This window comes from Chromatiaceae bacterium (assembly GCA_016714645.1).
GTDB lineage: Bacteria > Pseudomonadota > Gammaproteobacteria > Chromatiales > Chromatiaceae > M0108.
In genome coordinates this window covers 384,673-409,356 of sequence record JADKCI010000005.1, presented here as the reverse complement: position 1 = coordinate 409,356, position 24,684 = coordinate 384,673, and the positions used below count along the sequence as shown (strand labels likewise).

Annotated in this window: 21 protein-coding genes and 1 pseudogene; 13 read left to right on the top strand and 9 right to left on the bottom strand. The window is 62.6% G+C overall.

The window, feature by feature from the left end; translation table 11 throughout:
• Positions 1–321 precede the first annotated feature (321 nt).
• Positions 322–2,994, top strand: a complete 2,673-nt coding sequence (locus IPN92_18440) for a glycosyltransferase (protein ID MBK8640158.1) — start codon at positions 322–324, stop codon at positions 2,992–2,994.
• A gap of 78 nt (positions 2,995–3,072) precedes the next feature.
• Here the strand turns inward: IPN92_18440 and IPN92_18435 are convergent, their stop codons facing one another.
• Entirely contained in the window at positions 3,073–3,444 is a 372-nt protein-coding gene (locus IPN92_18435; protein ID MBK8640157.1) for a hypothetical protein, read from the bottom strand.
• A 43-nt stretch (positions 3,445–3,487) separates the two neighbouring features.
• On the opposite strand from IPN92_18435, the gene IPN92_18430 reads away from it, so the two are divergent.
• Positions 3,488–4,636, top strand: a complete 1,149-nt coding sequence (locus IPN92_18430; GenBank protein MBK8640156.1) for an RNA ligase — start codon at positions 3,488–3,490, stop codon at positions 4,634–4,636.
• Here the strand turns inward: IPN92_18430 and IPN92_18425 are convergent.
• Together IPN92_18425 and IPN92_18420 are read right to left on the bottom strand one after the other, a co-directional pair.
• Positions 4,595–5,230 (bottom strand): RNA ligase partner protein, encoded by a 636-nt coding sequence (locus tag IPN92_18425; protein MBK8640155.1) that lies wholly within the window; start codon positions 5,228–5,230, stop codon positions 4,595–4,597. The two genes, IPN92_18430 and IPN92_18425, sit on opposite strands and share 42 nt — an antisense overlap.
• Positions 5,231–5,331: 101 nt before the next feature.
• Positions 5,332–7,380 carry an elongation factor G gene (locus tag IPN92_18420; protein MBK8640154.1) on the bottom strand — a complete coding sequence of 683 codons (2,049 nt, stop codon included), beginning with the start codon at positions 7,378–7,380 and terminating at the stop codon, positions 5,332–5,334.
• Positions 7,381–7,553: 173 nt separating this feature from the next.
• Here IPN92_18420 and IPN92_18415 point away from each other — a divergent pair, with 173 nt between their 5' ends.
• The gene (locus IPN92_18415) at positions 7,554–8,042 is read left to right on the top strand and encodes a YbhB/YbcL family Raf kinase inhibitor-like protein (GenBank protein ID MBK8640153.1); all 489 of its coding nucleotides are present in this window, start codon (positions 7,554–7,556) and stop codon (positions 8,040–8,042) included.
• Between the two features lie 3 nt (positions 8,043–8,045).
• On the opposite strand, the gene glgA is transcribed toward IPN92_18415, so the two are convergent.
• The 3 genes from glgA to IPN92_18400 all read right to left on the bottom strand — a co-directional run bounded on the left by glgA (position 8,046) and on the right by IPN92_18400 (position 11,318).
• Entirely contained in the window at positions 8,046–9,770 is a 1,725-nt protein-coding gene (glgA, locus tag IPN92_18410) for a glycogen synthase GlgA (GenBank protein ID MBK8640152.1), read from the bottom strand.
• A gap of 332 nt (positions 9,771–10,102) precedes the next feature.
• Positions 10,103–10,282 (bottom strand): hypothetical protein, encoded by a 180-nt coding sequence (locus IPN92_18405; protein ID MBK8640151.1) that lies wholly within the window; start codon positions 10,280–10,282, stop codon positions 10,103–10,105.
• Between the two features lie 115 nt (positions 10,283–10,397).
• A complete protein-coding gene (locus IPN92_18400; GenBank protein MBK8640150.1) occupies positions 10,398–11,318 on the bottom strand; it encodes a LysR family transcriptional regulator in 921 nt (306 codons plus the stop codon).
• Positions 11,319–11,441: 123 nt separating this feature from the next.
• On the opposite strand from IPN92_18400, the gene IPN92_18395 reads away from it, so the two are divergent.
• The 4 genes from IPN92_18395 (at position 11,442) to IPN92_18380 (ending at position 15,090) form a co-directional block, all read left to right on the top strand.
• A complete protein-coding gene (locus IPN92_18395; GenBank protein MBK8640149.1) occupies positions 11,442–11,789 on the top strand; it encodes a TusE/DsrC/DsvC family sulfur relay protein in 348 nt (115 codons plus the stop codon).
• A gap of 182 nt (positions 11,790–11,971) precedes the next feature.
• Positions 11,972–12,976: a TRAP transporter substrate-binding protein gene (locus IPN92_18390; GenBank protein ID MBK8640148.1), complete on the top strand. Its 1,005-nt coding sequence runs from the start codon at positions 11,972–11,974 to the stop codon at positions 12,974–12,976.
• Positions 12,977–13,102: 126 nt separating this feature from the next.
• Positions 13,103–13,810, top strand: coding sequence for a TRAP transporter small permease (locus tag IPN92_18385; GenBank protein MBK8640147.1), 708 nt, complete (start codon positions 13,103–13,105; stop codon positions 13,808–13,810).
• Positions 13,807–15,090, top strand: coding sequence for a TRAP transporter large permease subunit (locus IPN92_18380; protein ID MBK8640146.1), 1,284 nt, complete (start codon positions 13,807–13,809; stop codon positions 15,088–15,090). The genes IPN92_18385 and IPN92_18380 overlap by 4 nt, the downstream gene beginning before the upstream one ends.
• A gap of 65 nt (positions 15,091–15,155) precedes the next feature.
• Here IPN92_18380 and IPN92_18375 read toward each other — a convergent pair whose 3' ends face one another.
• From IPN92_18375 to IPN92_18365, 3 genes are all read right to left on the bottom strand, one after another.
• Entirely contained in the window at positions 15,156–16,475 is a 1,320-nt protein-coding gene (locus IPN92_18375) for an HlyC/CorC family transporter (GenBank protein MBK8640145.1), read from the bottom strand.
• A 220-nt stretch (positions 16,476–16,695) separates the two neighbouring features.
• On the bottom strand, positions 16,696–17,079 hold the full coding sequence (locus IPN92_18370; protein MBK8640144.1) for a type II toxin-antitoxin system VapC family toxin: 384 nt from the start codon (positions 17,077–17,079) through the stop codon (positions 16,696–16,698).
• A complete protein-coding gene (locus IPN92_18365) occupies positions 17,076–17,327 on the bottom strand; it encodes a type II toxin-antitoxin system prevent-host-death family antitoxin (GenBank protein MBK8640143.1) in 252 nt (83 codons plus the stop codon). Before IPN92_18365 ends, IPN92_18370 begins: the two co-directional genes overlap by 4 nt.
• A 230-nt stretch (positions 17,328–17,557) precedes the next feature.
• Between IPN92_18365 and IPN92_18360 the strand changes: the two genes are divergently transcribed.
• The 6 genes and pseudogenes from IPN92_18360 (at position 17,558) to prfB (ending at position 24,654) form a co-directional block, all read left to right on the top strand.
• The gene (locus IPN92_18360) at positions 17,558–18,214 is read left to right on the top strand and encodes a DedA family protein (protein MBK8640142.1); all 657 of its coding nucleotides are present in this window, start codon (positions 17,558–17,560) and stop codon (positions 18,212–18,214) included.
• Positions 18,215–18,222: 8 nt separating this feature from the next.
• Positions 18,223–19,659: an amino acid permease gene (locus IPN92_18355; GenBank protein MBK8640141.1), complete on the top strand. Its 1,437-nt coding sequence runs from the start codon at positions 18,223–18,225 to the stop codon at positions 19,657–19,659.
• A 186-nt stretch (positions 19,660–19,845) separates the two neighbouring features.
• Positions 19,846–21,226 (top strand): annotated as a pseudogene (locus IPN92_18350) (citrate transporter).
• Positions 21,227–21,230: 4 nt separating this feature from the next.
• The gene (locus IPN92_18345; protein ID MBK8640140.1) at positions 21,231–21,659 is read left to right on the top strand and encodes a universal stress protein; all 429 of its coding nucleotides are present in this window, start codon (positions 21,231–21,233) and stop codon (positions 21,657–21,659) included.
• Positions 21,660–21,992: 333 nt separating this feature from the next.
• Entirely contained in the window at positions 21,993–23,396 is a 1,404-nt protein-coding gene (locus IPN92_18340) for an MHS family MFS transporter (protein ID MBK8640139.1), read from the top strand.
• 159 nt (positions 23,397–23,555) lie between these two features.
• Positions 23,556–24,654 (top strand): peptide chain release factor 2 gene (prfB, locus tag IPN92_18335; GenBank protein ID MBK8640138.1). Its coding sequence is split into 2 segments (ribosomal slippage): positions 23,556–23,630 and positions 23,632–24,654, totalling 1,098 coding nucleotides; the frame shifts between segments, so codons are not numbered across the junction.
• Positions 24,655–24,684: the final 30 nt, after the last annotated feature.

Genomic DNA, 24,684 nt, shown 5'->3' with positions numbered 1-24,684 from the left:
GACGGGGAGCGGGCAGGGCGCCTGTTCCCGCGCGCCTGGCCTTGGAAGTCAGGGGCGCCGCGATGTAACCCAACGGCGACGTAAACTAAACTGGCTTTTTTGCCGCTGGTCGTGGATATTATTCTCATACGTTTACGATCCCATGGCCGACCGGATTCTCCGGGACGCGCCACCAGGATTCCGCCCTGTAAATGGCCATCGGCCGCCTAGGCCCGATGGCTGTTTGGGGCGGATTTTGGTCGTTAGGGCCTTGTCATCGTTTTGTTTTCCCTTTTTGGCGCCTCCCGGCGCCCCGTGCAACTCCAAAGACTCAGGTGCCCGATGAGGCCGTCAAGCAATCTACTGTTCCCGATCCTGATCGCCCTCTTGGCCGTGGCGGCCTGGGCCCTGCTCAACCAGCCGAAGCAGGAGCCGACCTGGCCAGCCAAGCTGCAGGGCTTTTCCTTCGCACCCATGCGCGCGGAGAGCGATCCCTCCAAGGATATCTACCCCAAGGTCGCCGAGATCGACGAGGACCTGGCGCTGCTCCGGGATACGGTGCATGCGGTGCGTACCTATACCGTGAAGGATACCCTGGCCGAGGTGCCGCGCCTGGCCCTCAGGCACCGACTGAATGTCACCCTGGGGGCCTGGATCGGGACGGATATGAAGGAGAATGACCAGGAGCTCGACCGTCTGAGCAATGTCCTGGCCCAGGGTAACCGTAACGTGGTGCGCGTCATGGTCGGCAACGAGGCGCTGTTGCGTGGCGATGTCACGGTCCCCGAACTCATCAAATATCTGGATCGCGTCCGCCGGAGTACTGCCCTGCCGGTGAGCACCGCCGAGCCCCCCTACATCTGGATGCGTCATCCCGAACTGGCCGACCACGTCGATTTCATCACCATCCACCTGCTTCCCTACTGGGAAGAGGTGCCGATTGGGGAAGCGGTCGATCACGTCTTTGCGCGGCTGGAGGACATCAAAAAGCAATTTCCGGGTAAGCCGGTGATCATCGGGGAGGTCGGCTGGCCGAGCAATGGCCGTACCAGCGGCGGGGCGGAGGCCACGCCGGCCAATCAGATCCGCTTTCTGCGCCGCTTCCTGGCGCACGCCGAGCAACTGGGCGTGACCTACTACGTCATGGAGGCCTTCGATCAGACCTGGAAGATGAGTACCGAGGGGGCTACCGGTGCCTATTGGGGCGTTTATGACGCCAATCGCGAGCCCAAGTTCGAGTTCACCCAGCCGGTGGTGCGCATCCCCCACTGGCGCGAGCTGGCGGGCCTGTCGGTTGTCATGGCCGTCCTGCTGCTGGTGTTTCTCTATCGGGACAGTTCCAGCATGTCCCACCAGGGCAAGGGCTTTTTGGCCCTGGTCGTCTATGGGTTGTCCACGGCCGTGGTCTGGATCGTCTATGACTACACCCGCCAGTACATGACGCTCGGTACCGCCATCACCGGCTTCCTGCTTCTGGTGGGCGGTCTGGGGGTGATCCTTTTCATTATGGCCGAGGCCCACGAATGGGCCGAGTCGATTTGGCTGCGCAAGTGGCGCCGGCCCTTCCCCAGGAACCTGGTGGGCGATGGCGCCTTGCCGCTGGTATCCATCCATGTCCCGGCCTACAACGAGCCGCCGGAACTGCTGAAGGAGACCCTCGACGCCCTGGCGGCCCTCGACTATCCCCATTTCGAGGTCCTGGTGATCGACAACAACACCAAGGACCCGGCGGTTTGGGAGCCCGTGGAGGCCTACTGCGCCCAATTGGGGGAGCGCTTCCGCTTCTTCCATGTCGATCCCCTGTCAGGCTTCAAGGCCGGCGCCCTCAACTACGCCCTGCGCCAGACGGACCCCGCCGCCGAGGTGGTGGCGGTTATCGACGCCGACTATGTGGTGCATCCCCTCTGGCTGCGGGATCTGGTGCCTGCCTTCCAAGACCCGGAGGTGGCCATCGCCCAGGCGCCCCAGGACTATCGCGATGCCGACCAGAACGCCTTTAAGGCCATGTGCATGGCCGAATACCGCGGCTTCTTCCTGCTGGGCATGATGACGCGCAACGAGCGCAACGCCATCATCCAGCATGGCACCATGACCATGATCCGGCGCTCGGCCCTGGTGGAGATGGATGGCTGGGCCGAGTGGTGCATCACCGAGGACGCGGAACTGGGGTTGCGGCTCTTCGAGGCCGGCTACAAGGCGCTCTATATTCCCTTTACCTATGGCCGCGGCCTGATGCCAGACAGTTTCAGCGACTTCAAGAAGCAACGCTATCGCTGGGCCTATGGGGCGGTGCGCATCCTCGCCCACCACCGGCGGCAATTCCTCGGCACGGTAGAGACCAAGCTCGATGCCGGCCAGCGTTACCACTTTGCCGCCGGCTGGCTGCCCTGGTTCGCCGACGGCTTTAACCTGCTCTTCAACCTGGCGGCCCTCTATTGGACCGTGGCCATGGTCACGTTCGAGCTCTACGTCACGCCGCCCTACATGACGGTGGCCATGATCCCGCTGGTGCTTTTTGCCTTCAAGGTGAGCAAGAGCTTCTTCCTGTATCGGCGGCGGGTGGATGCCACCTTGCGCCAGAGCCTGGCCGCGGCCGTGGCGGGCCTGGCCCTGTCTCACACTATCTCGCGGGCCATGATCGCCGGTATGTTCTCGGACAAGCTGGGCTTTTACCGCACGCCCAAGCTGGCCCAGGCGCCGGCCCTGATCCGCGCCCTTGCCGACGCCCGCGAGGAAGGCTTCTTTGTCATCGCCTTCTGGCTCGGCGCCATGCTGGTGACTCTGCGTTATGACGCCTACCAGCTCGATCTCAAGATCTGGGTCGCGGTCCTCCTGGTCCAGTCCATCCCCTATTTCGCCTCCGTCCTGGTCTCCCTGATCAGCGCCATGCAGTGGCTGCCCGCCAGCCTGGTCGGGGTCATGCCCGCCATGAGCGGCCTGGAGGAGGAAGGAGCGCGAGTCGAGGTGATGAAGGAGATGGGACTGCCGCGGAGCACCGGCAAAGCTCCGACTTGAGAGGAAGCCGCCCGGAGGGCTCGCGTTTTCCGGACTCCCGCGCCGTGAGGGTGGACCCCGGTCCGGGCGGTGGGGCCCTTAGCGCCGGTCAGTACCAGGCACTAACTGCTGCATGATCTCGACGGGGTTGGCCTGGCGCAGGGTTTCACCGCCGCCGAACAGGCCGGACATGCGGCCCAGGGTCACGCGCATCTGCTGCATGTCGGCTGCGATGCCGGGCAGGGAAGCGACCTGCTGGCGCATATCGCCCACGTCCCGCGCCAGGGAGGCCATATCGGTTTGCATCTTGCCCATGTTGGCGGACATGGCGCTGATGTCGGTCGACATCCGGCTGATGTGGAAGGTCATGTCATGCATGAGCTTGACCATGTAGATAAAGGCCGCGCCGCCAATAAGGACGGCCGCGAACAGGGTCAGGCGGGGCAGGAGGGGCTTGGGGATTTGGGACATGGCTTGGTGTTTCCTCTCGGCCGGCTGGGTGGTTACTCGGCCATTGTATACCATCGGTTTTAAGGTTAGATCCGGGCTATCGACCCAAAAATGCCTATTCCCCCCGATCCCTTTTCCCGAAGCGCTTGAACGCCACAAGGCCCGTTGGGAGGCCCATGGCGACCGACGCTATCTGCGTCTGACAGACGATTTCCGCGGTTACCCCAAGGGGACCCTGGCCTGGCAGGGCCACCTCGTCCCTGGCTATCCCCGCATAGGCCGGATCTTCCGCCTGGAACAGGGGCTGGGCCAGCAGTTTACCGGCCCATTCTGGATGGAGGAGAAGATCGACGGCTTTAATGTCCGCGTCTTTTGCTCCGGCGGGGAAATGCTGGCCTTATCGCGGGGCGGCTATGTCTGTCCCTTCGCCACCGACCGGGTGGCGGATTTTATCCCCCTGGCCCTGTTCGAGGCCCATCCCGACCTGGTGCTGTGCGCCGAGCTCGCGGGGCCGGACAATCCCTATACCCAGGGCGGTCCCTCCTTCATCACCCAGGATGTTCAACTCTTCGTCTTCGACATGATGCGCCTGGACCAGCCGGGCTTTCTCTCCCAGGCAGAGAGGCGGGAATTGTGCGAGGCCTTTGCCCTGCCGACCACCCGGATCTTCGGCCGCTTCAGGGCGGCGGACTGGCGGGCGGTACTCGGCGTCGTGGAGCAACTGGACGCGGAGGGGCGGGAGGGTGCGGTCTTCAAGGAGGAGGCGCCCGGGGGGCATCGCACCAAGTTCGTGACCGCCTGGTCCGGTATCTATGACATTGCCGTGCGGGCGGAAGATACAGTGGAGCTGCCGGGGGACTTCTTTACGGGCCGCATATTGCGCCTGGCGCTGTACCTGGATGAAGCCGGGCGGGTGCCCGACGATCGTCTGCACCGCGACCTGGGCCGGGCCTTTCTGGAAGGGCTGGGGCGCTCGGTGGCCCTTTTTAAGCGCGATGGCCATGTCTTTCACAACTTTCGCTGCCGTTTCCGCCACCGGGAGAACGCCATCGCCTTCATGGCCCATCTGCGCGCCATCCTGGGCCATACCCATCTGGCCCAGCGGCGGTTGGAGGAGGAGGGGGGTTATTGGGTGCTGGAGTTTGAGAAGGAGGTGCCCAAACTCACCGGCTTACTGCATCAACTCTTCCGTGGCGCCTCGCTCCTGGACTGAGGGTCCTGGGGAACTGCCGGGCACCTCGATCAACTTTTCCAGGATGGCGCGGAAATTCAAGGGGTGGATGACCTCGATGCCGACCTTGTCCGCCCATTTGCGCAGCCCCTCGTCGGCGCACACCAGGGTGGCGTCGAGCTCGAAGGAGAGCAGCAGCACGTCCACGTCCTCCTTACTATCGAGGATGCCCTGGCGCAGGGCCTCGCGGTAGCGTCCGCGCAGCCGGTTGATGAGCCTGCCGGGGTCTTCCAGGGACTGGGCGGCCTCCTTGGCCGCCTCTTCGGCGATCCGCAGCCCCCGATCGATGCGATAGCGAACCTCCTCGATGAGTTCGTAGAGGAGGGTGCCCGGGATGGTGATCTGGTGTTTCCGTGGCGAGCGCAGGCGAACCACGGATTCAAAGTCCGCCCCGACCTCGGACAGGTCCTTGATCTTGCCGAGTTCCTCATAAACGGAGCCCGGCATGAAGAAGTCGCGCCCCGTGGCCCGCGCCAGGCGGCTGAAGACACGAATGGCCTCCTGGGCATCCGGGCCAAAGGCACGAAAGACATCGGGATTGGTGAAGAGGCTGGTATCGAGGACAAAGCGATTCATGGTCGGTCGCCTTCCTCCGGTGGTCGGCTGGTGGGGGCCATCCCCGGCTTGATGGCGACGAGGGTCAGTGGTTGCCCGCCTGGCACTCGTCGCCCTAGGGCTCAGTCTGCCTCATTGCGCTCGTAGGCGTCCTGGAGTTCCTTCTGGATATTGGCCGGGACGGCTTCGTAGTGGCTGAGTTCGATGGAGTAGGTGCCCTCGCCGCCGGTGATGGACTTGAGGCGGGATTCGTAACCCTCGAGTTCGGCGAGGGGGACTTCGCCGTTGATGACAATCTGGCCCATGCTGGTGGCATCGCTGCCCAGGACCCGGCCCCGGCGGCCCGAGAGGTCCCCCGCCAGGTCGCCCATGGCGCTGTTCTGGGCCAGGATGCGGATCTTGACGATGGGCTCCAAAATCACCGGCCTGGCCTTGTCGATGGCCTCGATAAAGGCCTTGCGCCCGGCGGTGGCAAAGGCGATGTCCTTGGAATCGACGGGGTGGAACTTGCCATCGTAGAGGGTGACTCGGATGTCCTGGAGGGGGAAGCCGGCGATGGCGCCCTCGTCCAGGAGCTGACGCACGCCCTTTTCCACCGAGGGGATGAATTGGTTGGGAATGGCGCCACCCACCACCGCATCCACGAATTCGAAGCCGCCGCCGCGCTCCAGGGGCTCGATGCGCAGAAAGACCTCGCCAAACTGGCCGGCGCCACCGGTCTGCTTCTTATGGCGATGATGGCCTTCGGCCTTGGCGGAGATGGTCTCGCGGTAGGGAATGCTCGGCGGGCGGGTATCCACCTCGACATGGAACTGATCGGACAGGCGCCGCAGCAGGACCTTCATGTGCAGTTCGCCCAGGCCCCGCATGACCGTCTCGTTGGTGGAGGCGTTGTGCTCGACGTGGAAACAGGGGTCCTCGGCCTCGAGTTTGTGCAAGGCGTCCGTCAGCTTCTGCTCGTCCCCGCGCTTTTTGGGGGTGATGGCGAGGCCGTAGAGGGGTACCGGGCACTCCATGGAACGGAGGTGGTGATGGTCCTCGTCGTGGGAGTCGTGGAGCACGGCGTCGAAGTGGACATCGTCCACCCGGGCGATGGCCAGGATGTCCCCGGGCACGCCCTCCTGGACCTCGACCTGCTCGTTACCCTGGAGCCGGTAGAGGTGGGTGACCTTGATGGGCTTGCGGGCGTCGCCGATCAATAGAGCGCTGTTGGGGGTGATGCGGCCCTGATGAATGCGGAAGATGCCCAACTTGCCGCGGAAGGGGTCGTTGATGATCTTGAAGACATGGGCCAGGACGTGCAGGCCGGGGTCCGGCTTGATCAGCACGGGGGTCAAGCTGGCGCCTTCGCCCTTCATGAAGGCGGGTGGATTGCCCTCCGAGGGGTTCGGCATGAGGCGTACCAGAATCTCCAGCAATTCCGGGATACCGGCGCCGGTCTCGGCGGATATGTAACAGATGGGGATGAGGTGTCCCTCGCGCAGGGCCTTTTCGAAGGGGTCGTGCAATTGCTCGGGTTGCAGTTCCTGACCCTGCTCCAGGTAGATTTCCATCAGGGCCTCGTCTACCTCGACTACCTGGTCGAGGATGCGGCTGTGAGCCTCGGCGACATTCGAGAAATCGGTGGGCGAGCCGCTGGGCTGAAAGAAGCAATCGACGACCTGTTTGCCACCATCCGCCGGCAGGTTAATGGGCAGGCATTCGGGTCCGAAGGTGTCGCGAATCTGGTCCGTGAGGCCTTCCAGGTCGACCCCCTCGGCATCGATCTTGTTGATGATGATGAGGCGGCACAACTGGCGATCCTTCGCGACCGTCATCATGCGCTGGGTGATCCGCTCTATTCCCGCCTGGGCGTTGATGACCACCGCCGCCGTCTCCACCGCCGGCAGCACGGATACGCTGCGGCCCAGGAAGTCCGGAAAGCCCGGGGTATCGAGCAAATTCACATGCTTGCCATGGGCGTTGAAGCTGGTGATGCCGATGTCGAGCGAGTGCCGGTGCTCTTTTTCCAAGGGGTCGTAGTCACAGACGGTGGTGCCCCTGGCCACGCTACCCGGCGCGGGGATTACCCCCGTCGCGGCGAGCAGGGCCTCGACCAGCGTGGTCTTGCCAGAGCCGGCGTGACCAACCAGGGCAATGTTGCGGACGTCCTCGGCATTGTAATCAGACATGGAGCAAACCTTCCAAGCAGGGTGCGGGGTTGGTGAAAATGGCGCCTTCCGGTTGGGCGGCGGCCACCGGCCGAAGTATATCCTAACCGGCAGGCGGGATGACGATGGCGCTTGCTTAGTCTATAAACTGGCTATAGATGCACGAAAACGACCCTGCTAGAGGATGAGATGCGATGAGCCTGACCCTGACTTCAACCGCCTTTGCCGAGGGCGGCGATATCCCGAGACGCCACACCTGCGAGGGTGACAATGTCTCCCCCGATCTGACCTGGAGTGGGGTTCCGGCGGATTGCGGGAGCCTGGTGCTGCTGATCGACGACCCCGACGCCCCCGATCCCCAGGCGCCACGCATGGTCTGGGATCACTGGGTGCTCTACAACCTGCCCCCGGAATGCCCGGGACTAGCCTCCGGCTTGAGGGAAGATCAACTGCCGCCGGGGACTGGCCAGGGGCTCAATAGTTGGGGCCGTACCGGTTACGGCGGACCTTGCCCGCCCGTCGGCCAGCACCGGTATTTCCATATCCTCTACGCCCTGGACACCCGGCTGCCAGATCTGGGTACACCCCACAAAAACGAACTCCTCGTGGCCATGGAGGGGCATATTTTGGCCAGGACGGAGTTGGTGGGGACCTATCGGCAGCAGGCTTATGGGGGCGACTGATCCCTATTTGTTCCGGATGTAGTTGTAGATATTGAGGTAATCCTTGCCCGGCACGTTCCAGGAATAGTCGGTGCGTATGGCGTTCTTCATCAGCTCCCGGAAATGATCGGGGTGGTGGTAGTAGCAGGCGATGGCGCGGCCCAGGGCGGATTCCAGGCCCGCCTGGTCGTAGTTCTGGAAGCTGTACCCGTTGCGCTCATGGAGGGGGCGCTGGGCATGGTCCTTGTCGAAGACGGTATCGGCCAGACCGCCCACCGAGCGCACGACCGGAATGGTGCCATACCGTAGGGCAATGAGTTGGGTCAGGCCACAGGGCTCGAACTGGCTGGGCACCAGCATCATATCGGCGCCGGCGTAGATGAGGTGGGACAGTTCCTCGTCGAAGCCGATCTCCAGATGGCAGTCCGGACTGTCGTTCAGCATCCGTTTCAGCCCCCAGAAATCGGTGTTAATGCCGGCATCCGGGCTGGAACCGAGCAGCACGAATTGGGCACCCCTTTCCAGGCCATAAAAGATGGCATGGCGCACCAGTTCCAGACCCTTTTGGGGATCGAGCCGGCCAATGAAGGCGATGATGGGCTTCTCGTTGTCCGCCAGCATCAGGCGGTGACGCAGGGCGCGCTTATTATCGTACTTGGCATCCAGGGACTCGATGCCATAAGGCGTCGGCAGGAGGGGATCAACCTCCGGATTCCAGACGTCATAGTCGATGCCGTTGACCACACCGCCGTATTTCAGGTGATGGGTGTGCAGGGTCGGTTCCAGGCCGAAGCCCTGGCCCTGGTCGCGGGTCTCGTAGGCGTAACGCGGCGATACCGTGGTGGTGAAGTTGGCATAGACAATGCCGCCCTTGAGGAGATTCAGGGCCTGCGGATTGTGGTTGTCGCGCAGCCGGTTGTAGTCCATGAAGTAGTCGGGCCGGCGCAGGCCCGTGGCCCGCAGCGTCTCCTGGCCCGTAATCCCCTGGTGCTTGAAGTTGTGGATGGTGAGGCAGACGCGGGGATGAGTCATCCCCAGGTGCTGGTAGATCTCGAACAGGAAGACCGGCACCAAAGCTGTCTGCCAGTCGTGGCAGTGGATGACGTCGGGGTGCTTGCCGGACTTGAACAGGAATTCCATGGCCGCGCGGGAAAAGAAGGCGTAGCGCAAGAGGTCGTCACTGAAGCCGTAAATGGCACCCCGGTTGAAGAAGTTGTCCGGGGAGTGGGGCTCGATGAAGAAGCATTTGCGATCATGCACAAAACCAAAATAGACGGTGCAGTGAATGGCCCCCTCGTACCAGGGCACCCAGAGATCCTGGAAGGCAACATGGAGTTCAAAAATGTGGTCGTAGCGCAGGGTGTCGTACTTGGGCAGGATGATCTCGACATGATTCCCCCGGATGGCCAGCTCTCGTGACAGACCGAAGACCACGTCACCCAGGCCGCCGACCTTGGCCACCGGCGCCATTTCCGGGGTAATCTGCACTACATAGAGGCTGGGGCCCTGGTAGGCATAGGGCGAGGGCTCCTGGCTCGGCGCGGGGGCTGGTTCGTAGGGGAGGGGTTCCACCAGGTGGACGGATTCCGGCTCCTCCTGGGATGGCGTGGGCCTTGGCTCCGCCTGGGACTCCGGCTTGAAGCCAGAGGCTGGTGACTCAACGACCTGGGGGGCGGGGGGTGCCAAGTCCTTTTCGACGCTTAGTAGCTCGGGGGCGGTGGCAATCAGCTCGCTGAGATCAAGGGCCAGGGGCGCGGTGACAACCCCCGTACCGCCCTTAACGACCTTAGGGACCTCGGGTGCGACCTTGGCCCGGGGCACGGGCTTTTCCTGGGGTACCGCCGCCGGGGCCTGGGTCACGACCACCGGCGGAGGCGGGGTAGCCGTGGCCTTCGGGTTGATCGCGGGCTTCTTGGGTTCGGCAGATTTCTTGGCCATCGCAGTATCCTGGGCTCGGATCCCGCCGTTGGCTGGCAACGGTCAAGATCAAGACCGCCATCGCGGCGGCCATTACAACGATAATTTCGCCTCTCGCGCCCTGGCGCGCCTCTCGCGCCACGGGCAAGGGCGATGAGAAGGGCTCATTCCTCGGTTTCGACAATCACGCCGCTGCCATTCCGGCTTTCGATGATCACCAACTTGCCCAGGGTCGGGTGCCGCACGGCCCAGACGTTGAAGTCCTGGTGGGCCTGGGCGGTAACGATCTCGCTTTCTTCACGAAGGTCTTGGAGGACCTGAGGTTCGGCATCGAAGGTGCGCATCTGGTCTTTCCTGAATGGGGTGGCAGGTCATTGGGAGAGGCTGAGGGACACTCCTAATTCTCATAGTTTAACGGCAAGCGGCCAAGGATTCCCGAAATCCTCTCCGATCCCACCCTCATCCCCCCTGTTGCCGCTCCCGTACCAGGGTGGCAACCTCCCGCTGGAACAGCGCCATGAAGGCCCGCTGAAAGGTCCGCGGGTATTTTGACCGTGCCTGAGCCATGCGCGTCACCTCCCACGGGAAGAGATGGCTGAGGTCGCGGCGACCCAGATCTCCGTCGAGTTGGGGGTCGTAGGCCAGGTCCGCGATGACGCCAATGCCAAAGCCTTCGCGAACATAGGTCTTGATGACGTCCGCATCGGCGGCGCTCACCATCACCCTGGGCTTCAGGCCTTCGCGCGCAAAGGCGTCGCTGAAGTGTCCACGCCCGGTGAAACCCAGGACATAGGTGACCAGGGGCTGGTCGCCGAGTAGTTCCAGGCTGATGGGCCGGACCGCCAGCAGGGGATGATCCCGAGGCGCGATCAGGCAGCGATTCCAGCGATAACACGGCGAGGAAATCAGGTCAGGGTGTTGGCCAATGGCCTCGGTACAGATGGCCAGATCCACGGCATCACGCAGCACCATGGCCACTAACTGGCTCGGCGTACCCTGGTGGAGTTGGATTTCCACCTCGGGGAAGGACTCACTAAAGCGGCGGATCAGCGGGGGGAGCACATATCGTGCCTGGGCATGGGTGGTGCCAATGCGCAGGACACCCCGGCTTTCCTCCTTCCGATCCTGGCTGATGGCGAGGATATTCGCCGCTCCCGCCAGGGTCGCGCGGGCGTGCAGCAGGACTTCGTCCCCGGCGGGAGTCAGACCCAGCAGCCGCTTGCCATGGCGCTGAACCAGGGGAATGCCCAGTTCCTCCTCAAGGTGCTTCAGGTGTTGGGAGACCGCTGGCTGTACCAGGCTCATGCGGTCCGCGGCGCGACTGACGTTGAAATCGGCCTCCACCAGGGCGATCAGGGAGCGGAGTTGGCGCAGTTCCATATTATGATTCGTGATAAAAAATTAAAATTCATTATTTCACATCATCAAAGGTCCGAACCATACTCCCTCGTAAGCCGCTAAGGCGGCACCCACCCCAACCAGATAATCCGGGAGTTGATCGTCATGCCCAACCTTCACAGCCAGATCCTTGCCACCCAGTCCCACCTTGCTCACCAGCTTTTCGATGAGGATGGTTTTCTGATCGACCCCTCCCTGTGGAGTGAACAGCTTGCTCGGACCTTGGCCGAAGAAGAGGGTCTGGAGCCACTCACCGCGGAGCATTGGAAGGTGATTAGCTTTATCCGCGATAAATTCCTGCGGCTCGGTGCCCCCTCTAATCTACGCCAGGTCTGCCGTGGCACCGAACTTTCCCGCTCCCAAATCAAGAGCCTGTTCGGCGGTTGCCTGGTTATTTGGCGCATTGCCGGTCTACCAAATCCAGGCGAGGAGGCTAAAAGTTACTTGAATTAATGGACGAAAGGCTGCGGCCGCCAAGTCCCGGACCCGGTCGCCGCAAAGTAATGCCCCACTCGGCTAGTAACATCCTTGTCATCTGGGCTAAACTCCGCTCGGTCACGGCCATCACCCCCTGGCATGGCGTCAGGCACCGGCGGTGGCGATCAAAATCATCACCATGAGGAGCCCACATCACTATGAAACCTACTTCCCTCCTGTTAGGCCTGCTGTGCCTGGGTCTCGCCTGCGTGGCCCAGGCCGAGGAACTCATCGTCATCAAATTTAGCCACGTCGTGGCGGCGGATACCCCCAAGGGTAAGGCGGCGGAACATTTCGCCAAGCTCGCGAGCGAAAAGACCCAGGGTAAGGTCAAGGTCGAGGTCTATGCCAACAGCACCCTCTATAAGGATAAGGAGGAGGTCGAGGCCCTGCAGCTCGGCTCGGTCCATATGCTGGCCCCTTCGCTGGCCAAGTTTGGCCCCCTGGGGGTCAAGCAGTTCGAGGTCTTTGACCTGCCCTACATCTTTGATGGCTACGAACAGCTTCATACCGTCACCGAGGGCCCCATCGGCAAGGACCTGCTGGCCAAGCTGAGCGACAAGGGTATTTTAGGCCTGGCCTACTGGGACAATGGTTTCAAAGTCATGAGCGCCAACAAGGCCCTGCGCGAGGTCAAGGACTTCCGCGGCCAGAAGATGCGTATCCAATCCTCCAAGGTCCTTGAGGCCCAAATGAAGGCTCTTGGCGCCAGCCCCCAGGTCATGGCCTTCTCCGAGGTCTATCAGGCCCTCCAGACCGGCGTCGTGGACGGAACCGAAAATCCGCCCTCCAACCTCTACACCCAGAAGATGTTTGAGGTGCAGAAGTATGTGACCAAGTCCGATCACGGCTATCTGGGCTATGCGGTCATTGTCAACAAGGCCTTCTGGGATGGCCTGCCGGCCGATATCCGCAAGTCCCTGGAAGTGGCCATGCTCGAATCGACCACCTACGCCAATGACATTGCCAAGAAGGAGAACGAGGAATCCCTGGCCAAGGTCAAGGCGAGCGGCAAGAGTGAGATCATCGAACTGACGCCCGAGCAGAAGACGAGTTGGAAAAAGGCCTTATCCAAGGTCCATAAGGAAATGGCTGATCGCGTCGGCGCCGACCTGATTGAGTCCATCTATAAGGCGACCGGCAACGATATGAGTAAGCTTTAACCGGCTGCGGGCTAAGGGGCGCGGGTTCCCGCGCCCCTTAGCCGGCCCTCCCGAGCGCGAAGCTACGCTTCCGCTCATCGCCTGACAACGGGTCGGGACGCGATCCCGGCCAGCCGGAGGTTCGCCGTGTTAAAAATCCTCGACCACTTGGAGGAATGGCTGATCGCCTTCCTTATCGGGGCCGCGACCCTGATCATCTTCGTTGCCGTCGTCCATCGCTACACCCTCGACATGGCGGCGACCTGGGAATGGGATGCCCTCTACGATGCCCTCTTTCTCATCAACCTGGGTTGGGCCCAGGAACTCACCATCTACATGTTCGTCTGGATGGCCAAGTTTGGTGCCGCCTATGGCGTGCGGACCGGCATCCATGTGGGCGTCGATGTCCTCATCAATAACCTCAAGGAATCGGTGAGATCCAAGTTCGTCCTCTTCGGACTCTTCGCCGGGGCACTCTTTACCGGTACCGTCGGCTCCTTCGGCGTCACCTTCGTCTGGCACCTGGCCCATACCGCCCAGACCACCCCGGACCTGGAACTGCCGGTCTGGATCGTCTATCTGGCCATTCCCCTGGGTTCCTACCTCATGTGCTTTCGTTTCCTGCAGGTTGCCTGGTCCTTCTATCGCACCGGTGAACTGCCCCAGCACGAGCATGCGCGCGTCGAGGGCCTTGAAGAGGAGGTAGAGGCGGCCCAAGACCTGGGGCGCGAGGAACAAGTCTATATCGGCGAGGCGGTCAGCCTGACCGAGGAGCGCGAGCATATCCACGGTGCCCGCCCGCCCGATGACGGCGCCCCGGGTCCCCAGGCTGGCAAGAAGGAGGAGCGTCCATGAACGGTTTGATCATTTTCGGCATTCTGGTGGCCCTGATGATCACCGGCATGCCGGTATCCATCGCCCTGGGTCTGACGGTACTCACCTATCTCTTTGCCTTTACCGAGGTGCCCATCGAATCGGTGGGCCTCAAACTCTTCACCGGCATCGAGAAGTTCGAGATCATGGCGATCCCCTTCTTCATTCTGGCCGGAAACTTCCTGACCCATGGCGGGGTGGCGCGACGCATGATCAATTTCGCTACCAGCATGGTGGGTCACTATCATGGCGGCCTGGGTCTGGGGGCCGTCTTTGCCTGTGCCCTCTTTGCCGCCGTTTCCGGATCCTCCCCGGCGACCGTGGTGGCCATTGGTACCATCCTGCTGCCGGCCATGGTCAAGCAGGGCTTTCCGACGCGTTTCGGCGTCGGCACCATCGCCAGTGCCGGCGGCCTGGGCATCCTGATACCGCCCTCCATCGTCATGGTGATGTACGCCGTCTCCACCAATTCCTCGGTGGGGGCTCTCTTTATTGCCGGCCTCCTCCCGGGCTTGGTGCTGGCGCTGATGCTGGGCTTTACCACCTGGTTCATCGCCCGCCGCAACGGTTATCCGCGCTTGAAGCGGGTCAACTGGGCGGGGCGCCTCAAAGCCTTCCGTAGTTCGGTCTGGGGCCTGTTGCTGATCGTGCTCGTCATGGGCGGCATCTATTCCGGCATCTTCACACCCACCGAGGCGGCGGCGATGAGCGCCGTTTACGCCTTCTGCATCGCCGTCTTCGTCTATAAGGACCTGACGATCAAATCGGTTGGGCGCGTCCTGCTGGACTCGGCCAATATGTCGGCCATGCTGCTCTACATCATCACCAATGCTGTCCTTTTCTCCTTCATCCTGACCTACGAAAATATCCCCCAGGCCCTCGCTCAGTGGCTCGTGGAGACGGGGCTGGGGCCGATCGGCTTCCTGGTGATGGTGAATCTTATGCTGCTCCTGGCGGGCAACATCATGGAGCCTTCCTCCATCATCCTGATCACGGCCCCCATCCTCTTCCCCGTGGCGATGGCCCTGGGGATTGATCCGATCCATTTCGGGATCATCATCGTGGTCAACATGGAGATCGGCATGATCACGCCGCCGGTGGGTCTCAATCTCTACGTGGCGAGCGGTATCTCCAGGCTCGGCATGACGGAGACCACCATCGCCTGCTTCCCCTGGCTGCTCACCATGCTGCTCTTCCTCCTGATCATCACCTATTGGCCGCCGCTTTCCCTCTGGCTGCCCAAGACCATGGGGATGATGTAGGGGCCGCCTAGGCCAACCGCGACCGCTGGCGTGGGCCCCGACCCACGCCAGCGGTCTTTTCCCCCCTAGGGATGTTCCGCGCCCCTGGCCAGATCCTTTGCTTCCGATACCTGGGTGGCGAGGACCTTATCGATGGTCCGGCCGTCCATGTCCACGATTTCCAGCCGCCAACCCTCCCAGTCCACCACGTCCGCCACCGCGGGCAGGCGTCCCGTGAGCAGCATCATCATGCCACTCAGGGTGTTATAGCGGCCGTGCTCCTCTTCTGGAACGGCTGAGAGGCCAAGGCGATCCTTGAGCTCCGGCACCGGAATATGGCCATCCAGCAACCAGCCGCCATCCTCCCGTTGCACCGCCCAGGAGTTCTCGGGATCGGTGGGGCTCATCTCCCCCGTAATCGCCTCGATCAGGTCCTGGAGGGTGACGATTCCCAGCACTTCGCCATACTCGTCCACCACGAAGGCCATGTGCACCTTGGAGTGGCGGAAGTTGTCGAGCAGATCCATGCCGCTGCTGGTCTCGGGGACATAGAGCGGTTCCTGGAGCACCTGGTCGGCCAATTCCCGCGGATGGCCGCGCAGGGCGTTGCACAGCCATTTACTGGCATCCACGACCCCTACTACCTCGTTCAAGTCGCCATGCACCACCGGGAAGCGGGCATGGTCCGTGGACTCGATCCGCGCCAGGTTGACCTCGAAAGAGGCCTCCAGATCGAGCACGACCACATCCCCGCGGGGCACCATCAGGGAGCCGATGGGGCGATCGTCCAGGCGGAACACATTGCGGACCATGGCGTGCTCCTGGGATTCGATGACGCCCGCGGTCGTGCCCTCGGCCAGCATGGCGTGAATTTCCTCCTCGGTCACCGGGCTAGTGGTGTTCTCCTTGATACCCAGCAGGCGCAGGGATCCGCGGGTGGATAAGGACAAGAGCAGCACGAAGGGTTTGGTGGCCATAGCCAGCCATTCGATGGGTCGGGCTACCAGGCGCGCCAGGGTCTCGGGGTGGGATTGGCCGATGCGTTTGGGCACCAGCTCACCCGCAACGATGGCGAAATAGGTGATGACGACCACCACCAGACCCGTGGCGGTAATGAAACTGTAGTCCTCCGCGAGGCCCAGGGACATCAGCCAGCCCGCCATGGGGTCCGCCAACGCGGCCTCGCCGACGATACCGCTGAGAATGCCAATGGCCGTTATGCCAATCTGGATGGTGGATAGAAAGCGGGTCGGGTCTTCACCCAGCTTGATGGCGGCCGCGGCCGCCTTGTCCCCCTGATCAATGAATTTCTGTAACCGCGCCCGGCGGGCGGTGACCAGTGCGATTTCGGACATGGCCAAGAGGCCATTGATCAGGATGAGCGCGAGGAGTAAGGCAATTTCCATGGAAAATGCTCGATTTGCACTGGGGCTGAGACACCCCTGGGCTTGGGGGGTACGACCTGTCGCCGCCCGCATTCGCCGGCATGCTAGGGTAACTGATTAATGTTACTCGACCCTATCCCATCGCGCGGCGGGATGTCTCCCAGGGCGGAAATGACAGAGGGTTCCGGGTCGCTTCATTCAAGCGCGAGCTCTCGGTACCCAGATCGGCGGCCCGTCTCCCTCACGGCACCCCGTCGATATCGGTCCGACTGAAATCGCCGCCGACATAGAGCAGGCGGCACCCCTGTTCCTTGGCTAACGCATAGGCGAAGCAGTCCCCAAAATTGAGGGCGGCAGGGTTGATGCCCTTGCCCCACAAAGCGTAGGCCAGTGCCATGCGCCGGGCCGAAGCCGCGGTTACCGGCACCACCTCGAAACCCAACTCGTCGATCAGGCGGGTCATCGCCTCACCAACGCCGCGGCGTGCCGACACGATCAGTGCCTCCGCCACCGTGCCGGCGGAAATGAGCAGGTCTGCCTCCGTGGCGAGCGCCGTGATACAGGCATCCGCTTCGGGTTCGTTCAGCAGGATTGCCATCAGGGCCGACGTATCGACCGCGATCATCCTGGCAGTCCGTCGTCATCGTAGAGGAAATCCTGGCTGCGTGACGCGCTTGGCCCGGTCTTGGGGGACACGGAAGCCCGTAATGCCTCCAGCAGTGCCCGCCGGGACAGACTGTCTGGCACGGCCTTGATGGCTACCAGGCGCACGGCGGCATGACCGTGGCGGGTCAGAATCACCTCGTCTCCCGCCTCGGCGCGGCGCACGAGATCAGTCAACCGTGCCTTGGCTTCGGTAACGGCTATATGCATAGGTGCTTCCTAGCGTGGACGTGGCTTATCGTTGTTTGATAGCCAGATTAGACCATTGAATGGTCTGCTTCAACCCGAAAGGAGTGCGGGGTTTCATCGCTACCCGCCCCACTCCGCCGGCGCCGAACGGGATTGCCAAGCGTTCCATCGTTCCGCGCCTGATTTTCTTGACAGGCCCGGGGCTGCTCCCGACCATAGCCCAACCTACGCCCATCGCCCCGGAGACCCGTATGGAAGCGCTTGAGTTCGTCATGGATATCTTCTTCAATCTGCGTGAAAACCTGGATCAGTGGACCATCATGCTCGGCCCCTGGCTGTATTTGCTCCTCTTCCTGGTGATCTTTGCCGAGACGGGGCTGGTGGTGACACCCTTTCTGCCGGGTGATTCGCTGCTGTTCGCCCTGGGGGCCCTGGCCGCGACCGGACCCCTGGATATCGGGCTGCTGTTCCTCCTGCTGACCCTGGCGGCGATCCTCGGCGACGCCGTCAACTACGCGATCGGGCGCCATTTTGGGCCGAGGGTCTTTCACCGCGAGGACTCCCGCTTCCTGAATAAGGCCCATCTGGTCCGCACTCAGCACTTCTACGAGAAGTATGGCGGCAAGACCATCGTCCTAGCCCGCTTCGTCCCCATCGTCCGGACCTTCGCGCCCTTCGTGGCCGGTATTGGCCAGATGCGCTACCCGCGCTTCGCCCTCTTCAACATCACGGGGGCCATCGCCTGGGTGGGGGTCTGTCTCTTCTCCGGCTACTGGTTCGGTAATCTGCCCTGGGTCAACCAGCACTTCGAGTTGGTAGTGGTGGGCATCGTCCTGGTCTCGGTGATGCCCATGGTCGTCGAGTACCTGCTGGCCCAACGGCGCGCCCGTCAGGCCCTGTCCGCCTAGGCCCCGCCATGAAAGGCTTATTGCGTACCAAGGCGATCAATTCCGATCATCACCTTACCGACACGGGTCTGCGGCGCATCCTGGGGCCCCTGGATCTGACCCTGCTCGGCATCGGCGCGGTCATCGGCGCGGGTATCTTCGTCCTGACCGGGGTGGCCGCCGCCACCCAGGCCGGGCCGGCCATCATCCTCTCCTACGTGATCGCCGGCCTGGCCTGCGCCTTCGCCGGCCTCGCCTATGCGGAACTGGCCGCGGCCATTGGCGGTTGCGGTAGCGCCTACGGCTACAGTTACGCGGGATTTGGGGAGTTGGTGGCCTGGATCATCGGCTGGGATCTGATCCTGGAGTATGCGGTCGCGGTGTCGGCGGTTGCCATCGGCTGGTCGGCCTATGCGAACAATGCCCTCCAGGCGGCGGGTCTGGCGCTGCCGCCGACCTTGCTCAAGGGACCCCTGGAAGGCGGGCTCATCAACCTGCCGGCGGCGACCATCGTGCTGATCCTGGGCCTCCTGCTGATGCTGGGGGTACGCCAAAGCGTACGCTTCAATGCCACCATGGTCTTGATCAAGCTGCTGGCCATCGGCGTCTTTATCACCATTGCCTTTTCCCATGTCGATCCGGCCAACTGGACCCCCTTCATGCCCTTCGGCTGGAGCGGGGTGATCGGCGGGGCGGCCCTGGTCATCTTTGCCTACCTCGGCTTCGATGCGGTATCCACCGCCGCCGAGGAGGCCCGTAACCCGCAGCGCGATCTGCCCATCGGCATCCTGGCCTCCCTGGCCTTCTGCACCCTCATCTATATCCTGACCGCTGGGCTCCTGACAGGAGTGGTCCCCTACACCACCCTCAATGTGGGCTCGCCGGTGGCGGATGTGGTGCTGCGCCTAGGGTATCCCTGGGGCGCCGGTCTGGTGGCGGCCGGGGCCATCGCCGGCCTGACGACGGTCATGCTGGCCATGTACTACGGGCTCACCCGCGTCTTTCTCGCCATGGCCCGGGATGGCCTCTTGCCGCCCCTCTTCGCCCGGGTCAACCGTCGCACCCAGACCCCGATCCGGGTCATCCTGGTGGCGGGGCTGGTGATGGCGGCCATCGCCGGGCTCACCCCCATCGGTGACGTAGCGGAACTGGTCAATATCGGCACCCTGGCCGCCTTTTTTCTGGTCTGCATCGGCGTCATCGTGCTCCGTTACAAGCACCCGGATCTGCCCCGCCCCTTCCGCACCCCCTTCTCACCCCTGGTCCCCTTGTTAGGGGCCGCCTCCTGCTTCTTCCTCATGGCGAATTTGCCCTGGGTGACCTGGCTGCGGTTTGGCATCTGGATGGCCATCGGCATCCTTATCTACTTTGCCTATTCCTATCGGCACAGTGCCCTGGCGACAACAACCTCGCCGGCAGCGCAACGGCGGCCGGGATCAAGCACCCAGGACAGGCGACGGGGATAAGATCTGACGCCAACCCTTTCGGCATTACAAAACGCGGGTCGAGGTCACGGGATGGCTGAAGCCCCTTGTACCGTTTCGAGCTTATCCGTGATATTCCTTACCAGGACCCCTACCATGACCCGCCTTGTATCGGCCAGCCACCCTGACTCCGGGAACCCGGGTCGCCGCCCCTTTACCTCGCGCGGGATCCAGTTGCTCGCCCCCCTGCCCCTGCTCCTCCTACCCGGTCTCCTGTTCGCTACCGAAGGTGGCTACCAGCCCAGCCTGATCCAATTCTGCACCCCCGTGGAATTCATCCTATTCGCGGTGACTCTGCTGGGCGTCGCCCTTTTTCATAACCACACCCTCCTGGTGGCACTGGGCGGGCTGGCAGTCATTGTCGTCTTCAAGCTGATATTTACGGGATTCGCGGCCGGGCCGGGGGTGGGGGCTTGTCACCCACCTGGGCCACGAATGGGTGTTGCTCACCAATCTGCTGGGGCTCTTGCTCGGCTTCGCCTTGCTAGCCCGCCATTTCGAAGATAGCCATATCCCCCAACTCTTGCCACGGTTTCTGCCGGAGGGCTGGCTCGGCGGCTTTGTGCTGCTGGTCATGATTTTCGTACTGTCGAGTTTCCTGGACAACATTGCCGCCGCCCTCATCGGCGGCACCATTGCCGCCGGGGTCTTCCGCTACCGGGTTCATATCGGCTATCTGGCCGCTATCGTCGCCGCCTCCAACGCCGGCGGCTCGGGCAGCGTGGTGGGCGATACGACGACGACCATGATGTGGATCTCCGGCATTTCCCCCCTGGATGTCCTGTCTGCCTACGTGGCGGCCGGTGTGGCCCTGGTGGTCTTTGGCATTCCCGCCGCCATCCAGCAGCACCGCTATCAGCCGGTGGTACGGGAAATACCGGAAGGCACCCATGTGGATTGGGCACGGGTAGGGATCGTTGCCCTGATCCTGGTGATCGCCATTGCCGCCAACGTCCTGGTCAATCTCCATTTCAAAGATCTGGCGGATCGCTTCCCCTTCCTCGGGGTGGCGGTGTGGGTTGTCATTCTCGCCACCCAGGGCATCCGCCGGCCGGCGTGGAGCCTGTTGCCGGAGGCTATCAAGGGCAGTATCTTCCTGTTGTCCCTGGTGATGTGCGCCTCCATGATGCCCGTGGAGCGCCTGCCACCCGCCTCCTGGTATTCGGCCCTGTCCCTGGGCTTCGTGTCCGCGGTTTTCGACAATATTCCGCTGACCGCCCTGGCGCTGAAGCAGGGTGGTTTTGACTGGGGCATGCTGGCCTACGCGGTGGGCTTTGGCGGTTCCATGATCTGGTTTGGCAGCTCCGCTGGCGTGGCGCTCTCCAATCTCTATCCCCAGGCCAAGTCTGTCGGTGCCTGGCTAACCCACGGCTGGCACGTGGCCCTGGCCTATGTCATCGGGTTCCTGGCCTTGATGCTGACCCTGGGGTGGCAACCGCAGGTCGCCACCACGCCAGCCGAGGCAGGTAGCCGGGTTGGACAGGCGGCCGGGTCCTGCCAATTCCTCCCAGCAATCACTAGCCCCTCGGGCGTAGCGTCGGAGTGTTGAACCCATGAAATGCTTGTTACCCGTTGACGGATCGGAGAGTTCGACGCGAGCCGTCGCGCATGTTCTGAAGCTTATCCACCCGGAGGCCCCCCCGGAGATCCATCTGCTCCACGTCCGCCCCCCCATCGAATCCTGGGAGGTGCGCCGTTTCCTCACCGCCGAGGAGATCGCCGATATGCAGCGCCACGAGGGGGAGGAGGAGTTGCGGGCCTGCCGTGCCCTGCTCGACGCCGCCGGCATACCCTATCGTTACGAGGTATTGGTCGGTGAAGGCCAGGTGGCCGAGGCCATCACCCACTACGCCGTGGAGCATGGCTGCGACTTCATTGTCATGGGCACCCATGGCCGGACCGGGCTCAAGCACATTCTCATGGGCTCGGTTGCCACCGATGTCATCCATGGTACCCAAATACCGGTGACGCTCGTCAAATAGTGTGGCCTTACCGAGGAAGTGGTATCAGATTTCTACCTGGGTTCCCAGTTCCGCCACGAGATTGCTGGGAATACGGAAGAATTCAGTGGCGCTTTGGGCGTTGCGTAGCATCCAAATGAAAACCATTTCCCGGAACAGAAGCCCCCAACGCCGGGAAACTATCACTGGGTGACTGACCAGAAATTTCGATCATGGCCACGTACTTGAGGGACACCAGCGCCATGCTCGACGGGTGGCCCTCATCCCCGGCTTGACCTAGACTGTCCCCCGGCGGGACCCCCGGGGATTGAATGACCGTTGGCCTCGACCCGCCATCACCATGCCTCCTTCTGATTGGGAACGAACTTGGCTACCAACGAATTTGAAACGCCGCGCCACCGCATCATCATTGCCAGCACCGTTGGCACCACTATCGAGTTCTTCGACTTTTACATCTACGCGACGGCGGCGGTATCGGTGTTTCCCCTGCTGTTTTTTCCAGCGGGGGACGGCAGCACGGCGCTCCTGGCCTCCATGGCTACCTTTGGCGTGGCCTTTGTGGCGCGCCCCATTGGCTCGCTCCTCTTCGGTCATTTTGGCGATCGCGCTGGCCGCAAGGCGACCTTGCTGGGCTCTCTGCTCCTCATGGGATTGGCGACCTTTGCCATCGGCCTCCTGCCGACCTATCACCAGATCGGCCTGTTCGCCCCGGCCTTGCTGGCCCTGTTGCGTTTCTGTCAGGGTTTGGGGCTGGGCGGTGAATGGTCCGGGGCGGCCCTCCTTGCTACGGAAACCGCGGAGAAGGGCAAGCGGGCCCAGGCGGCGATGTGGCCCCAACTCGGCGCCCCTTTTGGCTTCATCCTCGCCAATGGCTTCTTTCTGCTCCTGACCTTTTGGTTTAACTACGATTCCAAGGCGACCAGCCTGGACGACCCCTTCCTGGTCTGGGGCTGGCGCATCCCCTTCCTGCTCTCGATTCTTATGGTACTGGTGGGGCTTTATGTGCGGCTCAAGCTGCGGGAGACGCCGGTCTTTGCCCACGCCGTCGAGCGTGGCGAGAAACTTAAGTTTCCCCTGGTGAAGCTCTTTCGTCATGATTACAAGGAGTTGATTCTCGGCACCTTCATCATGCTCGCCACCTATGGGCTCTTCTATCTGATGACCACCTGGATCCTGTCCTACGCCATTGGGAGCGTCAGGTTGGGATTTCTTGGCATTGGCTATCGTGATTTCCTCATCCTGCAGCTCATTTCGGTCCTCTGGTTCGCGGCCATGATCCCCCTCTCGGGCCACCTCGCCGATCGCTTTGGCCGCCGCGCCTTCCTGCTAGTGGTGACGGCCGGAATCATCCTCTTCGGTTTTTCCTTCGGTTGGTTCCTGGCCCCCGAGGTTATGCGGACGGGCGGGGAGGCCAATCAATGGCTCATGCTGACATTTCTGAGTATCGGCATGGCGCTGATGGGACTGACCTTCGGTCCCATGTCCGCCTTGCTGCCGGAACTGTTTCCGACCAATCGTCGTTATAGCGGTTCTGGGGTTGCCTACAATTTCTCCTCTATCCTAGGCGCCGCCCTGACCCCCTTTGTCGCCGCCTGGCTGGCCCGGGACTACGGTGCCGGGGCCGTCGGGCTCTATCTGGTCATGCTCGCGGGCATGACCTTCATAGCCCTTCTGCTCAGCAGGGAAACCCAGCATCGCGACCTGCATACCATGGTTGACGATACGAGCCGGGCCGGTATCAATTACACCTCGCTTTGAGGGCAAGAAAGCCGGCAGCCCTAGCGCCAGATCTCCGGGTGCAGCGCTCACCCGCGGCAAGCCCTGGCGGTGGAGCAGGCCTCGTAAGATCTTAGGAATCTTCCGCCCGAGGGTCCTGGATCGGCTAAAATGCCAGGTTTTCCCGGCCTGGAGGCTGACATGCAGGACATCAATCCCATCGTGGGCGCAATCAATGACCTCAAGGGCCGCGTAGCGTCCCTTAGGGGGTATCTTTGACTATGAAAACAAGCAGGAGCGCCTGACCGAGGTCCGGCTGGAACTCGAGGATCCCAAGGTCTGGAATGATCCGGACCGGGCCCAGACCCTGGGCCGGGAGCGGGCGGGGCTGGAACTGGTGGTCGAGACCATCGACCGCATGGAGGCGGGCCTCGCCGACGCCACCGACCTGCTGGCCATGGCGGTGGACGAGGGCGACGAGGCGACGGTGGATTCGGTGGCCGCCGACCTGGTGGACTTCGAACGCCAGGTGGCGAATCTGGAGTTCCGGCGCATGTTCGCGGGGCCCATGGACGCCAACAATGCCTTCCTCGACGTCCAGTCCGGTTCCGGCGGCACGGAGGCCCAGGACTGGGCGGAGATGCTCTTGCGCATGTACCTGCGCTGGGGCGAGCGCCGCGGCTTCAAGACGGACCTGATGGAGGTCTCGCCCGGCGAGGTCGCCGGTATCAAGTCCGCCACCATCCGCTTCGAGGGCGATTACGCCTTTGGCTGGCTCCGCACCGAGACGGGCGTCCACCGCCTGGTGCGCAAGTCCCCCTTCGACTCCGGCAATCGGCGCCATACCTCCTTCGCCGCCGTCTTCGTCTCGCCGGAGATCGACGACACGGTGCAGATCGACATCAATCCCGCGGACCTGCGGGTGGATGTCTATCGCGCCAGCGGCGCCGGTGGCCAGCACGTCAACCGCACCGAATCCGCCGTGCGCCTGACCCATCTGCCCACGGGCCTGGTCACCCAGTGTCAGAACGACCGCTCCCAGCATAAGAACAAGGATCAGGCCATGAAACAGCTCAAGGCCAAGCTCTATGAACTGGAGATGCAGAAGCGGCGCGAGACGCAGCAGGCGGTCGAGGACACCAAGTCCGATATCGGCTGGGGCAGCCAGATCCGCTCCTATGTCCTCGACCAGTCTCGGATCAAGGACTTGCGCACCAATCTGGAAACCGCTAATACCCAGGCGGTACTCGACGGCAATCTCGATCCCTTCATCGAGGCCAGTCTGAAGAGCGGTTTTTGATCCGCTGGATCATGGCCGGCATCCCGGGGC